Raw genomic sequence first — 13708 nt, 5'->3', positions numbered from 1 at the left:
TATTCCTCAGTAGGTGTCGTCGGTGTCCAGCAGGCCCTGGAGCGTCGGGGCCTCGTACTCGGTCCGGAAGATCCCGCGGCGCTGGAGTTCGGGGACGACGAGGTCGACGAAGAGGTCGGCCGGTCCGCGGTGGTACGGGGGGAAGAGCTGGACGCCGTCGAGCACCTCCTCCTCCAGGTTCTCCTCCAGCCAGTCGGCGATGGCCTTCGCATCGCCGACCACGGCGGGCTGCTGGGCGTGCCGGGCGCGCTGGACGTAGTGGTAGAGCTCGCGCAGGGTGGCGTCCTCGCCGATCTGGGTGCCGAGGATCTGGCGCAGCAGTTCCCGGTCGTCCTTGGTGTCGCGCACACGGTCGCTGAGCAGTGGTGAGAGCGCGTCGTCGGGGAGCTTGTCGATGTCGACGACGGAGAGGACGCGCTCGCTGTCGCGGACCCCGGACAGGTCGATGCCGAGAGCCTGGGAGAAGGCGGCGGGCAGCGCCTCCGTCAGCTGCAGGGCGTTGATCTCGTTGAACTTCGCGCGCGCTTCCCTGGCGGTGCCGCCCGGATAGAAGGTGATGCCCGGGATGATCTTGAACTTCTCCGGGTCGCGTCCGTTGGCCGCCACGCGTTCCTTGAGCCTGCGGTACTCCTCCTTGCCCCGGCTGATGCCGAAGTACGGGGAGAAGCGCAGCTGCGCGAGGTCGGCGCCGTACCGCAGTGACTCCTCGGAGAGGCCCACCTGGACGATCGGGATGTGGGACTGCACCGGCGGCGGAACGTTCAGCGGGCCACGGACGTCGAAGTGCTCCCCGCTGAAGTCGATCTGGTGCCAGGAGCCCGGTCGCACGAGCGTGCCGCCCGGCTTGTCGTCGAGCAGGAAGTCGTGGTCCCAGCTGTCGTACAGCAGCCGGTTCACGACGTCGGTGAACTCCCGGGCGCGCGCGTACTTCGTCTCCTCGGTCGGCACCGGGTTCCTGCCGAAGTTGCCGACCGGGTCACCGTCGCGGTCGATCCCGAAGACAACGTTCAGCGCGGTGCGGCCCTGGTTGAAGTTGTCGAGCGTGGCCAGCTGACGAGCGACGGAGTAGGGGTGCTCGAAGGAGGAGTTGACCGACATCACGAACCCGAGGTTCTTCGTGATCGCCGCGGCGTGTCCGGCGTAGACGAAGTTGTCCCACCGGTGGATCCGGTTGAGGCGGTCGGGCTCGCTGCCGAGCGCGCTGCCCGCGAAGACGTAGTCCAGTTTGCCCCGTTCGGCGGTCCGGGCGATGTCGAGGATGACGCTGGGGTCGCGCAGTCCGGCGTTGGTGGCCTCCGGAAGCCGCCAGGCGTCCAGGTCCCAGCCGGTGCCGTAGGCGGCCAGGCCCAGGCGGAGTGTGCGGCGAGTGCTCATGCGGATCGTTCCTCCGGGCCGGTCGTCGTGGCGAAGCTGTTGGCGGGTATGCCGAGGCCGAAGTGGCCGCGGAAGGTGTCCGTCGTGTACTCGGAGCGGTACACACCGCGTTCCTGGAGGATGGGGACCACCTCGTTCGCGAAGCGCTCCAGCGGCTCCCACAGGTAGGGCACGCTCACGTTGAACCCTTCGGCGGCACCGCGGTCGAACCAGTCGATCAGGGTGTCGGCGACCTCCGCGGCCGTACCGATCACCAGTGGGAAGTTCCCCGCGATCGACGCGCCCAGCACGTCCTTGACCCGCACACCGCCGTTGTCCACGGTGCGGCCCGTGCGCTGTGCCAGTGCCGTCAGCAGGGTGCGGCCGTAGTCGTTGAACCGGTCGGCGACGTCCGGCTTGACGGTGCCCTCGATGCCCAGCGGCCGCAGATCGGCCCCGGCCCTCTCCGAGAGTGCCCGGACGCTGCGGACACCCTTCGGCAGCGGGAACCGGGAGCCGCTGATCCGGGCCCATTCCGGCCCTGACCAGTAGGACTCCTCCTGGTCGCCCTCGATGACGTCGTCGTCGAACGGCAGCAGGTCGTTCAACTCCTCGTACAGCTCGACCGCTTCCGCCCGGGTGTCCGCCACGAGGGGCGTGATGCCCGGCAGGAAGAAGATCGGGTCCACCCGTCCGCGCAGGCGCTCGGCACGCCGGCGTACATCGGTGTTGAACGCGATCGACTCCTCCGGCGTCGCGGGACCCGTGAAGTTCACGTCGGCCCACTTCGCGGTCAGCTCACGGGAGAGCTCTGAGGCCCCGGCGTACAGCAGGGGCACGTGGCCCTGCGGAGGCCGCTCCAGCGGCAGTGTGCCGGCGACCTGGAAGTGCCTGCCCTGCCAGTCGAGCCGGTGCACCTTGGTCTCGTCGATGTAGCGCCCGGCCTTCTTGTCCTGGAGGTAGGCGCCGTCCTCGATGCTGTCCCACAGCCGTCGCACGACGTGGATGAACTCGTCGGCGCGCTCGTAGCGGTCGGCCCCGCCCAGGTCGGGGAGGCTGAAGTTCCGGGCGGCCAGGTCGGAGGCGCCCAGCACGACGTTCCACGCCAGTCGTCCGCCGCTGAGGTGGTCGAGGGAGGCGGTCAGTCTCGCCAGGATGTACGGCTCGTAGAACGTCGGGTGCGCCGTGACGACGAGCCCGATCTTCGAGGAGTTGAGGGCGAGCTGGGAGCCCAGCGTGAAGGGTTCGAGACGTCCGGTGTTGTGGGTGGTGATCCACTGCTCCCCCACGATGTCGCCGGGGAGCGTGTCACCGAGGAAGAAGAAGTCGAACTTCGCGTCCTCGACGATCTTCAGTGCCTTGGTCGCGTACTCCAGCTCGAAGGCCCCGGCCGTGGGCGCGTCCGGATGGCGCCAGCCGCCCCAGTGCGTGCCGTTGAGCCAGTGCATGTATCCCAGATGGAGCTGTCGCTCGGGCATCATGTGTTCCTTTCTTCCGCGGACCCGCCGGGCCCGACGAGGACGGCCGGGTCGGACTCGGCCGCACCGGGGATCGAGCTCAGCAGTTCCTTGACATAGGCGGTCCGCGGGTCCGTCAGTACGCCCAGGGCCGGCCCCCGCTCGACTATGTGTCCGTGGTGCAGGACGACGATCTCGTCGGACACCTCCGCGATGACGCCCAGGTCGTGCGAGATGAACACATAGGTCAGTCCCAGCTCGCGCTGGAGCGAGTCGAGCAGGGCCAGGATCTGGCGCTGCACGGTCACGTCGAGGGCGGAGACCGGTTCGTCCAGGACGACGACGTCCGGCTTCGGTGCCAGCGCGCGGGCGATGGCCACCCGCTGCCGCTGGCCGCCCGAGAGCTCGGCGGTGTACCGGTCGGCGAGCGCGGCGTCCAGGCCGGTCAGCTCCAGCAGTTCGCTGATCCTGGCGGCACGCTCGCGCGCCGGTCCGTAACCGTGGCCCCGCAGCGGTTCGTCGAGGATCGCGCGCACCGTCGAGCGCGGGTTCAGCGAGGCGAAGGGGTCCTGGTAGACCATCTGCACCTTGCGGTAGAGACCGGCCTGCCCGGCGCCCCGGCGGTGGTGGACGACCGGTTCACCGTCGATCTCGACCGAACCCGCGTCCGGCGCGGTCAGCCCGGCGAGGATGCGTACGAGGGTGGTCTTGCCCGACCCGGACTCGCCGACGATCCCCAGCGTGGTCCCCCCGCGCACCTGGAACGAGGCATCGGCCACCGCGGTGACGGTGTCCGCACCCCGGTGCGAGGCGAAGGACTTGGAGACCTCCCGGGCCTCGACGACCACCGGGGAGTCCGTCGGCACGGTCCGGAAGTACTCCAGCCGGGCGGTCGCGGCCCGTCTCCCCGAGAACCCGAGGGAGGAGGAGCGCAGCAGCTCTTCCGTGTACGGATCGCCCGGGTCGGCGACGACCTCACCGGTCCGCCCGCTGCGTACGATCCGTCCGTCCTTCACCACCGCGATGTCGTCGGCCCGTTCCGCGGCGACCCCCAGGTCATGGGTGATGAGCAGGATTCCGAGGTCCTCGCTCTCCACCAGGCCCGACAGGAGGTCGAGAATGGTCTTCTGCACGGTGACGTCGAGCGCGGTGGTCGGCTCGTCGGCGATCAGGAGCCGGGGCCGGGTGCTCATCGCGGCGGCGATCAGCACCCGCTGGCACATTCCCCCGGACAGTTCGTGCGGATAGCGGCCGGACAGCCGGGCGGGATCGCGCAGTCCGACCTTCGCGAACAGCTCCAGGACCCGTTCGCGGCGCTCCGCGCGGGAGCCGATGCCGTGCGCGCGCAGCGGTTCCGCGGCCTGGACACCCACCGGGAGAAGGGGGTTGAGGCCCAGGAGCGCGTCCTGCGGGATGTATCCGATCTCCTTGCCCCGCACGGCCCTGTACTGCCGCTCGGTCAACCCCGTGAGCGTCCGGCCGCCCAGGACGACCTCGCCCCCGGTGACGCGCCCGTTCTCGGCGAGGGTGCCGGTGATCACCCGGCCGAGGGTGGACTTGCCCGATCCGGACTCGCCGACGACGGCCCGCACCGAGCCGGCCGCGACGTCCAGGCTCACTCCGTCGAGCACGGGGACCGCGGGGCGGCCGGGGACGGTGAACTCGGCGCTCACGTCCCGCAGGCGCAACAACGGTGTGTTCTGCCGCTCAGGCGACGACACGGGTCCTCCCTCGGTTGAACGACCTGCCGATGCGGTAGACCGCGAGCACGGTCAGCACGATGACCAGGCCGGGCAGCAGACTCAGCCACCACTGCACGCCGATGAATGTGCGCCCCTCCGCCACCAGCAGGCCCCACTCGGGCGTCGGCGGGGGCGCGCCGAGGCCCAGGAAGCTCAGCGCGGCGACGGTCAGGATCGCCGTACCGATGTCCATGGTCGCCGCGGCCAGGACCGACCGGGACGCGTTGGGCACGACGTGCTTGAACAGGCGGCGGACGTAACCGTGGCCCGCGAAGACCGAGGCCTCGACGTACTTGGCGTTGCTCACCTTGAGCACCTCGGAGCGCATCAGGCGGGCGAAGCCGGCCGTGCTGTTGATGCCGATGGCGACGGCGATGTTGAGCGTCCCGCGTCCCAGCGCGGAGATGATCGCGAGGGAGACGATGAGGCTCGGCACCGCGAGCATGATGTCGATGATCCGCATCAGGACGCTGTCGGTCCTGCCGCGCAGCGCGCCCGCGACGAGACCGATGAGCGAGCCGCTGACCAGTCCGATCGCCACCGCGACGACCGCTGCCTGGAGGGACAGCCGGGTGCCGAACACCGCGCGGGTGAACTGGTCGCGCCCGAAGTCGTCCGTGCCGAAGAGATGGTCGAGGCCCGGGGCCAGCAGCATCTGCGAGGCGTCCTGGCGCAGCGGATCGCCCGAGGTGAACAGGCCGGGATGGATCGCGGCGGCGAGAATCACGGCGACCCACAGGTACGCCGCTAGGAGTCCGGGCGAGCGCAGCAGCGCGGACAGGCGTCCGCTCCGCTCGCGCGGCCGCCCGGACGACGGCGTGGCTGCCGTCGCTTCGAGAGTCGTCATGTCACCCCTCCCATCGGATGCGGTTGTCGAGCAGCGGGTAGACGGCGTCGACGGCCAGGTTCACCACGACGAAGATCACCGCGCTGATGGTGACGGCGACCAGGACGACCGGCATGTCGCGGCCGTTGACGGCGTCGACCACCAGGCGCCCCACGCCGAGCCTGGAGAACACCGTCTCGGTCAGGACGGTCCCGCCGACCATCACGCCGACGGTGGTGCCCAGCGAGGTGATGACCGGCAGCGCCGCGTTCCTCAGGGCGTGCCGGACGACGACGTCGAACCGGCTGAGCCCCCAGTTGCGGGCCGTCTCGACGTACGGCGACGTCAGGGCGCCGCGCAGATTGGCCGTCAGGAGCTGCGAGATGCTGCCGCCGCCGGCGACCGCGAGGGCGGCCGAGGCGATGAGCAGCCCGAGGAACCCCTGGTCGCTGACCGCCTTGATCCAGTGCAGCTGGAAGGAGAACACCTGGAGCAGTACGAGGCCGACCAGGAAGGGCGGCAGCGACACCGCGACCGGCGGCAGCGAGATGAGCAGCTCGCGCGCCCACTTCCAGTCGGTCAGCTCGATGACCACCGACAGCGTCACCCCGAGCACGACCGCGAGGAACAGCCCGAGGAACGCCAGCTGGAGGGTCTCGGGAAAGGACTCGAAGTACACCTCCACCGCCGGCCGGCGCTGGTAGATGCTCTGGCCGAAGTCACCCTGGAGAGCTCCTGTCAGGGCGTCCCAGTACTGCACCAGCACCGGGCGGTCGAGGCCGAGCAACTCTCGCTGCTCGGCCAGGAGTTGCTTGACATCCGCGCCGTCGGCGCCGGCCGTCAGACCACCCGCCGCGTCACCGGGGACGATGTACAGCAGGAAGAACGCCCCGGTGAACGCGCCCCAGACCACGATCACGCCGTACAGGAGCCGAAGACCGTATCGTTTCATCGGTCTACTTCTTCGCCAGCCAGGCATTGATCAGGTACTGGTCGAGCCCCACGGGTGTGATGTCGTGCAGCCGGGGCGAGTGGGCCCAGATGTCGACGTCGTTGGAGACGGGCACCTCGTAGGCCTGCCCGACGAGTATGCGGGACGCCTGGTCGACCAGTTCCTGACGCTTGTCCTTGTCGATCGTCTGGTTCTGCTCCTGGAGGAGCCTGTCGAGTTCCTTGCCCGTCTCGTCGTCGTCCGCGACGAAGCTCCGGTCGGAGCCGTCCGTCGTGCCGTAGTTGGCACGCAGCACGTCGGGGTCGGGCGAGGAGGCGTACCAGTAGGCGACGTCGTACTCACCGCTGAGCAGCTTCTCGTTCGCCTCGGCGTCCAGCGGCGGGTCGAGGACGAGCTCGATGCCGAGCTTCTTCCACTGGTCCTGGAGTACCTGCAGGGCCGCGTCGTCGCGCGGGGCGCGCAGCGACAGCCGCTGACCGTCGGCGTCGCGACGGATGCCGTCGGAGCCGACCTCGGTCCAGCCGGCCTGCTCCAGGAGTGACTTCGCCTTCTTGGCGTCGTACTTCAGCAGCGCGCTCTGGTCGGAGTAGTAGGGGTTGTCCTTGCTCAGCGGACCGGTCGCGGGCTGGTCCACCCCACCCGAGGCGATCTTGACGAACTGCTCCCGGTCCACCCCCACCTGAAGCGCCTGGCGGACCCGTACGTCCTTGAGGAACTTGGAGGAGGTGTTCAGCGGCAGTTCGAGCCCGGTCGCGGGGTTGAGCGTCTTGGAGATCGTCAGCCCGGAGCTCTTCAGCTGCGAGACGTACTTGGCGTTCACCCAGTAGATGAACTGGAGCTCGTCGTCACCGATGACCGCGCCGTTGCGGACCGAGTCCTCCGGGATGATCTTGTAGACCACCTCGTCGAGGTAGGCCGCGCCGCTGTGTTTGAAGTACGTCGGCGCCCAGTCGTAGTCCTTGCGCTTCTTCAGCACGATGCGCTGGTTGGGGACGTACTCCTCCAGATAGAAGGGACCGGAGCCGTCCAGCCACTTCTGCCGTTCCTCGACCGGGAGTTCCGCCGTCTTCTGCGAGACGATGCCGACGTACGCACGGGACAGGGACGTCAGGAAGGCGGCGTTGGGCTCGGCGAACTCGACGGTGATCCGGTGCTCCGTCGGCGTCGTGATCTTGCTGATGCCCTGCACGATGGTCTTGGCGCTGGAGTGGATGCCGGGCCTGTTCAGACTCTCCAGGTTGGCCTTGACCACCTCCGCGGTGAGTTCGGTGCCGTCGTGGAAGGTCACGTCGTCACGCAGCTCGAACGCATACGTCCGCGCGTCCTCGCTGACCGTCCAGCTGGTGGCGAGCCAGGGCTCGACCTTCTTGGTCTCGGGGTTGTAGAACACGAGGGAATCGGCCAGCGACCGGGCCACGGTGCGCCACACCTGGTTGACGACGGCGGCGTCGACGCCTCCGGGGTCGGCGCTGAGGCCGATGTTGAGCGTGCCTCCGTAGCGGTCCTTCTTGGCCACGCCGGCGGCTGCGTCACTCTGCCCATCGCTCCCCGAGCAGGCGGTGGTCGCGAGAAGCGCCGACGCGATCCCCACTGTGGCGAGCCGGCGCCACGGACGTGAACTGAACACGGCTTGTTTTCCTCTCGATCGGCTCAGGAGCGAGCGGTAGCGGCCGCACGGTCCTCGACCGGCAGCGCTACGAAGTTGTACGTACTTTGGGCGCAGATGCGGCAGTGATACATAGAACTTCCGGTATCACGGCCCGCTTCTCACATCCCCGCGATACGCACAACTGCGCATCACCACCCCTCGGCCTAAGAGTCTTTGCAGTTCAGGCCGTTGCAGGGCGCCACCCGGACGGGAGGGGCGAGGATGTCACGTGGTAGCGGCTGGATACGACCACCTCGTAGCCGATATGTTTACACGGGCACGCAGTAAGTATCGTGACGACAATGTTGCAGTCTCCTGAACGGGGAAACCGGCATGGTGTTCGACAAGAAGTACAGCGACGAGGTCCGGCAGAGCGCGGTCGAGCGCGTCCGGCAGAGGCGGCTCACCGAGCCGGAGAACCGCTCGATCGTCCGCGAGGTCGCCGAGGAGTTCGAGGTCGGCCCGCAGTCCTTGCGCAAATGGCTCGCCCGTTACGACGACGGCAGCTACGACTACGACTCCGCCGATGGCCACGGAGACGGCCGGGACCCCGGCACCGCACCGGCCGACCGCCCGGATCGCAGAACGAGCCAGAGCGACCTGCACGCCAGGATCGCGGAACTGGAGCACCACATCGCCGTACTGGAGGAGGACAACCGGTCCCTGACTCGCGTCGTCTCGCTGCTGGCCGACCAGCTGCGGGACGCCACCACGAGGGGTGTCCAGATCCCGGACGCCACGGTCCGCCACGCCCCCTGAACCTAGACTTCCCGAGGTGAACGACAGAGTGACCGTGGTGAGCAACCTGCACGGGCGGACCACCGACGTCCGCGGCCGTTACGCCATCGCCGGGCCCGGATTCGAGATCGCGTCGGACGGGTCGGTGCGCAGCGGGGGCCCTGGTGAGGAGGCGAGCTCGCTCGACCTCCTGGTCGCCTCCCTGGTCTCCTGTGCGCTCAACGCGTTCCGGCACGACTTCCTCGAAGGCGGCCAGCCTGAGCGCCAGGTCGAGATCTTCGCCCGTATCGAGCGCAAGATCGAGGGCGACTATCTCGGCACGCTCATCATGGAGTGCTTCATCGACGGGGTCGACCACGTCACGGCCGATGAACTCGTCTCCGAGTACAAGAAGCGGTGCCGTATCTACAACGCCCTCAAGGAGAGCCTCCCGGTGGTGTTCGTCCCGCACACCTCGGGACACCCGGGGTGACGGCGGCCGAACCCTCGCACCTCGTGAGCGCCCGGACGGCTCACGCCCGACGGGCGCACTCGGTGTTCATCGAGGTCGCTCCCTGGCGGGTGATGGCACCAGGACCGGATCCGATCGCGGGAAGCATCCCCGGTGCCGTCCTGACCTCGGTCAGGACCGACTTCGCCGGCCGTCCGACGGCAAGCAGCGGGCACCTTCCCCTGCCGGAGCAGGGTGCCGTGCACGCGGGCCTGCTGGCCCACGGCGTCGGGGCCGCCGACGACCTCGTCCTCTACACGCGCCGCATCGAGGAACTGTCGTCCGCCGCGCGCGCCTGGTTCGTCCTCACCTGGGCGGGCTTCCGTTCGGTGCGCGTCCTGGACGGCGGTCTGCCCGCCTGGTCGCGTGCCGGCGGCCCGACGGGCCCCCCGCGTGGGACGCCGCCGACCGCCCCGTCGGCAGACGGCTCGCCGGCCGCGCCTCCCCTCCTTCCCCCGGACGGCGGCCGACGCGTGCTCCGGGCTGCGGAGGTCCTCGACGTCGCGGACTTCGGCACGCTCCTCGACTCGCGCCCCGTCAGCGCGTACAACGGCGCTACGGACGACCCGAGGACCGGCCACGTCCCGCACGCGGTCCACGCCAACTCGGCCGAACTCGTGGCTCCCGACGGACTGCTCAGGTCGCCGACAGAGATACGCAAGTGGTTCCTGTCCCGACGGGCCATAGGCGGCCACGAGGTCGGCGCCTACTGCGGCGGCGGTGTGTCCAGTGCGCTGCTGGTGTTCGCCGGAGCCCTGCTCGGACAGCAGGTGGGCCTGTTCGTGGACTCATGGTCGGCCTGGTCACGCGACGAATCCCTGCCCGTCGAGCGCGGCACGGCGCTGACCCGTTCGGCGGCCGTCGACACCGACTGCGCGTAGGGGGATACGGAGGTCGTGCCGCCATGTCGGAGCTCGCTTGACGGTTCGGCCCGGGCAGCACGGAACGCCCGTCGGCACAGATCCGACGGGCGTTCCATCAGGAGGGCTCACCAGGGCTGGTCAGTGACCGGCCACCGTCCCGGACAGTTCGTTGGTTCCCTTCGGCAGCGTCACGGACGACAGCTTCTCTCCCGACTCGATGTCATAGGCGTGCAGTTGGCGCTGGCCCGGGTCGGAGACGTAGGCCGTGTGGTCACGGACGAACAGGGTGGGCCTGGCCTGCTGCCAGTCCAGGGGCTCCGTCCAGTCGCCCACCGCGTCGATCTTCTTGTCCACCTTCCCGGTCTCCGGGTCGATGACGTGGAGGACACCGTTGGTGCCGAGGACGAGGGCCTCTCCGTGCGGGCCTCGGGCGAGTGAGCGGAAGGAGTAGCTGGTGCCGAGGTCGACCAGCTTCATCTGCGCCGTGCGGGTGTCGATCAGCGATATGCGGGTGGGGCGTTCCAGTTCCGCGTCGGGATCGGTCTTGTAGTCGCCCAGAAGGACCGGGGAGACATCGCTGCCCGCCTGGTTGCCGATGCGAGCGTAGTCACCCGGGGCGTCGACCTTGGTGAACTTCCCGTCCTTGTAGAGCAGTACGCCGTCCTCGCAACCGAGCCCGACCACCTCACCCTTGGCGGCGGCTTCGCCGTGTACGCCCGGGCAGTTCTCGGCGCGTGCGATCTCCTTGTCGTCCTTGTCCAGGACGAGGGCGCCGGTGCGCTTCTCCTCGGTGCCCAGGGTGGTGACGAGTTCACCGCCGGCGAGCTCGATGGCGACACCGTGGTGCGGTTCGGCGGAGGTGTAGCTCCGGCCTTCCGGCTTCTTGCCGCCGGCCAGGTCGGCGGGGTCGAAGACGTTCACCTCCCCCGTACCGTCCGTGAAGAGGATCGTCCTGCCACCGTGCCGCACGACGTGACCCGGCTTCGGGCCCTCGAACTCGGCATCCGTGAAGGTCTGCCGGGTCGCGTCGAACGTGCGGAAGCCGGTGTCGGTGGAGATGACGACGTGGTCCTGGTCGCCTGCGGGGTTGACCCGGTTGAAGCCGGGCAGCTCGATGGTCTTCGCCAGCTTCAGCGTCTCGCCGTCGAGGACGTACAGCCCCCCGTCGTAGGAGGCGACCAGCGGGTCCTTGACGGTGCCGGCTTCGCTGTTCTTCGCCTGCTGCGTCGGCTTTGCGCCGGACGAGGCGTCGTCTTTGCCGCCACAGGCGGTCAGCGCCATCGAGGCCGCCAGAGCGAGTGCTGTGCCGGTGAGCATTCTGGCGCGCGTCGGCTTGTTCATTGAGGTTGTTTCCTTTCCTGCCCCGTGGGGGGCGGTTTTCCGGGTGGGAGCGTCGTCGGCCCCTGGCGGGGCCGGGTGGCGGAGGAGGGTCGTTCAGGCCCTGGTGAGCCCCTGGGCGATGGCCGAGGTGTTGGCGCGCATCATTTCCAGGTAGGTGCCGGCGCCCTTGCCCCTTTCGGTCAGCGACTCGGAGTACAGCGGGACGACCTGGACGTCACCGCCCGTCTCCTGGCGCAGGACGTCGGCGAGCCGGGTGGGCTGGGAGGAGTCGGCGAAGAGGGTCCGCACCTTGGCCTTCTCCATGGCCTGGGTGAGGGAGCGCAGATCGGAGGAGCTGGGTGAGGCGAGTGTCGTGCCGCTGGGAATGACCGCGCCGATCACGCGGAAGCCGAAGCGGTCGGCCAGATATCCGAAGACGTGGTGGTTGGTCACCAGGGCGCGGTGCCCGTCGGGGATGTCCGCGAAGGACTTCTCCATCCACGTGGTGAGCCCGGCGAGTTGCTCGTCGTAGTGTGCGGCGTTGCCCCGGACGGTCTTCTCGTTAACACCGTCGACGTGTTCCACGACCTGATCGGCGATGAGGCCGGCCACCTTGCGCACGCGGTCGGGATCGGTCCAGAAGTGCGGATCCGGCTCGCCGGCCTCGTCGTCGGAGCCGCCCTCCTCGCCGGCGCGGAAGGTGAGGGGGTCGGCCGCCTCGCCGGCAGCGAAGGTGGCCACACCCGATGCGCGGGCTGCCTCCACGTGCCGTAGTACGTTCGCCTCCAGGCCCAGGCCGTTGTGGACGACCAGGTCGGCGTTCTCCAGCTCGGCGGCCTGTACGGCCGACAGTCCGAAGGAGTGCGGGTCGGCGTTGGGTTTCATCAGAACGCTGACGTCCGCCTCGTCCCCGACGATCTCCCGGGTGATGTCGCCGAGGATGTTGGTCGTCACCACGACCCTGGCCCGCTCGTCACCGGGCGCGCAGGCCGTGGCCGTGGTGGCGACGACGCAGAAGGTGACCAGGGTCAGCAGCAGGGCGCGGACCCGGGCGGCTCCCACACGTACGCTCATCGGCCCGTCTCCACCATGAGGGACGGCTGGATGTCCAGGTCGAACGTGCGGGCGACACGGAGACCGTCGTTGTAGTCGACCTCGTACACACGCTTGCCCGATGGGTCGTTGAGGTAGGCCCGGCTCCGGTCGACCTCGATCACCGGTTCCGCGGCCTTTCCGGTGGCGCCCGTCGGAATGTCCTTCAGCAGACGTCCGGTGACCGCGGTCTCCTTACCGGTGGCTATGTCGTAGCCGTGCAGTGCTCCGTCCGTCTCCAGGACGACCAACGGACTGCCCTCACCGGCGGTGTTGGCGGCGACCACGGGACCGGTTGCGACCCGGGCCCAGGCGCGCTCGGTGACGTCCAGGATCCAGACGGCGTTCTTCCCCGCGCGTGCCGTGAGCGTGGCGCTGCCCGGACGCTGCCGGAAATCCGTGGCCCGTTCGGCCTTCGGCACGGCCTCGCCGTACGGGATCTTCTCGGCGGTGAAGGTGCCGTCGTCCTCTCCGACGAGCAGGGCGCCGTCGGCACAGCCGAAGACGACCCCCCGCCGGGTGACCGCGTCCCCCGCCGGGTCCTCGCACACGGACTCCGGGGCGGCGACACTCCTGCCCGACCGGTCGAGCACTGCGACACCGGCGGGGCCGTCGCCGTCGTGCGTGAGAGTGATCAGGTGTTCCGCGTACGGCACGACGGCTCCGGCATGGACGCCCGGGAGTCGGTCGGGGGTGCCGGGCTCGCCCTTCTCCAGATCCTCACGGGGGTACACGTCCGCTTTTCCGTCCGCTGCCGTGGCCACTGTCACGCCCGCGTCGCTGCGGACGCTCGTACCGGCGCCGCCCGGCAGTTCGCCGGCCTCCTGGATCTTCGCGCGGTAGTAGTGCACGTGGTCTCCGTGGTCGACCGTCCACGCGCCGCTGTCGAGGACGTGGGTGCCGGCCGCGCCGTGGAAGTAGCCGAAGCGCCCGTCCGTCGTGAGGCCGGTGACTCCCTCTCTGCGTTCCGTCTCGTGGGCCTTGCCGGTGGTCAGGTCCAGCACCCGTGTGTCACCGGTGCCGAGGTCACCGAGAACAAGCCTGGACTGCTGCTCGGCCGCCTCGCTGGCACCCTCGACATAGCCATGGGGTACGACGGGAGAAGCCGGTTCCCGAGAGCCGGACTTGGGGTCGGTACGGCCCGCGCAGCCCGCTGTGAGCAGGGTCGCTGCCACCAGTACCGCGGCCAGGGATGTCATGTCTTTTCGGACGGGCAAGGAGATCGCC

General features: G+C 69.2%; 12 protein-coding genes. 3 read left to right on the top strand and 9 right to left on the bottom strand.

From position 1 onward, the window contains the following. Positions 1-6: 6 nt before the first annotated feature. Genes AMK10_RS19695 through AMK10_RS19670 form a run of 6 tightly spaced genes read right to left on the bottom strand, consistent with a single transcriptional unit; the run spans position 7 to position 7957 of the window. Positions 7-1374 carry an NtaA/DmoA family FMN-dependent monooxygenase gene (locus AMK10_RS19695; protein WP_073749105.1) on the bottom strand — a complete coding sequence of 456 codons (1368 nt, stop codon included), beginning with the start codon at positions 1372-1374 and terminating at the stop codon, positions 7-9. Then, positions 1371-2831 (bottom strand): NtaA/DmoA family FMN-dependent monooxygenase, encoded by a 1461-nt coding sequence (locus tag AMK10_RS19690; protein ID WP_158070883.1) that lies wholly within the window; start codon positions 2829-2831, stop codon positions 1371-1373. The genes AMK10_RS19695 and AMK10_RS19690 overlap by 4 nt, the downstream gene beginning before the upstream one ends. Further along, entirely contained in the window at positions 2831-4531 is a 1701-nt protein-coding gene (locus tag AMK10_RS19685) for a dipeptide ABC transporter ATP-binding protein (protein WP_073749103.1), read from the bottom strand. Before AMK10_RS19685 ends, AMK10_RS19690 begins: the two co-directional genes overlap by 1 nt. Continuing rightward, a complete protein-coding gene (locus AMK10_RS19680; protein ID WP_079180774.1) occupies positions 4518-5399 on the bottom strand; it encodes an ABC transporter permease in 882 nt (293 codons plus the stop codon). Before AMK10_RS19680 ends, AMK10_RS19685 begins: the two co-directional genes overlap by 14 nt. 1 nt (position 5400) lies before the next feature. Further along, entirely contained in the window at positions 5401-6330 is a 930-nt protein-coding gene (locus tag AMK10_RS19675) for an ABC transporter permease (RefSeq protein ID WP_073749102.1), read from the bottom strand. Positions 6331-6334: 4 nt separating this feature from the next. Further along, on the bottom strand, positions 6335-7957 hold the full coding sequence (locus AMK10_RS19670; RefSeq protein ID WP_158070882.1) for an ABC transporter substrate-binding protein: 1623 nt from the start codon (positions 7955-7957) through the stop codon (positions 6335-6337). Positions 7958-8311: 354 nt separating this feature from the next. On the opposite strand from AMK10_RS19670, the gene AMK10_RS19665 reads away from it, so the two are divergent. Genes AMK10_RS19665 through AMK10_RS19655 form a run of 3 tightly spaced genes read left to right on the top strand, consistent with a single transcriptional unit; the run spans position 8312 to position 10087 of the window. Next, positions 8312-8737 carry a transposase gene (locus tag AMK10_RS19665; RefSeq protein WP_073749100.1) on the top strand — a complete coding sequence of 142 codons (426 nt, stop codon included), beginning with the start codon at positions 8312-8314 and terminating at the stop codon, positions 8735-8737. A gap of 16 nt (positions 8738-8753) precedes the next feature. Then, entirely contained in the window at positions 8754-9188 is a 435-nt protein-coding gene (locus AMK10_RS19660; protein ID WP_158070881.1) for an OsmC family protein, read from the top strand. A gap of 23 nt (positions 9189-9211) precedes the next feature. After that, positions 9212-10087, top strand: a complete 876-nt coding sequence (locus tag AMK10_RS19655) for a sulfurtransferase (RefSeq protein ID WP_073749357.1) — start codon at positions 9212-9214, stop codon at positions 10085-10087. A 120-nt stretch (positions 10088-10207) separates the two neighbouring features. Here AMK10_RS19655 and aztD read toward each other — a convergent pair whose 3' ends face one another. From aztD to AMK10_RS19640, 3 genes are all read right to left on the bottom strand, one after another. Beyond that, positions 10208-11410, bottom strand: coding sequence for a zinc metallochaperone AztD (gene aztD / locus AMK10_RS19650; protein ID WP_073749098.1), 1203 nt, complete (start codon positions 11408-11410; stop codon positions 10208-10210). A 93-nt stretch (positions 11411-11503) separates the two neighbouring features. Continuing rightward, on the bottom strand, positions 11504-12463 hold the full coding sequence (gene aztC / locus AMK10_RS19645; RefSeq protein ID WP_073749097.1) for a zinc ABC transporter substrate-binding protein AztC: 960 nt from the start codon (positions 12461-12463) through the stop codon (positions 11504-11506). After that, positions 12460-13680: a hypothetical protein gene (locus AMK10_RS19640; RefSeq protein ID WP_107428447.1), complete on the bottom strand. Its 1221-nt coding sequence runs from the start codon at positions 13678-13680 to the stop codon at positions 12460-12462. Before AMK10_RS19640 ends, aztC begins: the two co-directional genes overlap by 4 nt. Between the last annotated feature and the right edge of the window lie 28 nt (positions 13681-13708).

Source organism: Streptomyces sp. CB02058, assembly GCF_001905505.1.
Classification (GTDB): domain Bacteria; phylum Actinomycetota; class Actinomycetes; order Streptomycetales; family Streptomycetaceae; genus Streptomyces.
The sequence above is the reverse complement of the archived record's forward strand: the minus strand, read 5'-3'. Positions and strand labels throughout refer to the sequence as shown.

What these genes read in the sequence shown, in the direction of transcription:
- AMK10_RS19695 (WP_073749105.1), bottom strand. Translation starts at nt 1,374, where the DNA reads ATGAGCACTCGCCGCACACTCCGCCTGGGCCTGGCCGCCTACGGCACC.
- AMK10_RS19690 (WP_158070883.1), bottom strand. Translation starts at nt 2,831, where the DNA reads ATGCCCGAGCGACAGCTCCATCTGGGATACATGCACTGGCTCAACGGC.
- AMK10_RS19680 (WP_079180774.1), bottom strand. Translation starts at nt 5,399, where the DNA reads ATGACGACTCTCGAAGCGACGGCAGCCACGCCGTCGTCCGGGCGGCCG.
- AMK10_RS19675 (WP_073749102.1), bottom strand. Translation starts at nt 6,330, where the DNA reads ATGAAACGATACGGTCTTCGGCTCCTGTACGGCGTGATCGTGGTCTGG.
- AMK10_RS19665 (WP_073749100.1), top strand. Translation starts at nt 8,312, where the DNA reads ATGGTGTTCGACAAGAAGTACAGCGACGAGGTCCGGCAGAGCGCGGTC.
- aztD (WP_073749098.1), bottom strand. Translation starts at nt 11,410, where the DNA reads ATGAACAAGCCGACGCGCGCCAGAATGCTCACCGGCACAGCACTCGCT.
- aztC (WP_073749097.1), bottom strand. Translation starts at nt 12,463, where the DNA reads ATGAGCGTACGTGTGGGAGCCGCCCGGGTCCGCGCCCTGCTGCTGACC.
- AMK10_RS19640 (WP_107428447.1), bottom strand. Translation starts at nt 13,680, where the DNA reads ATGACATCCCTGGCCGCGGTACTGGTGGCAGCGACCCTGCTCACAGCG.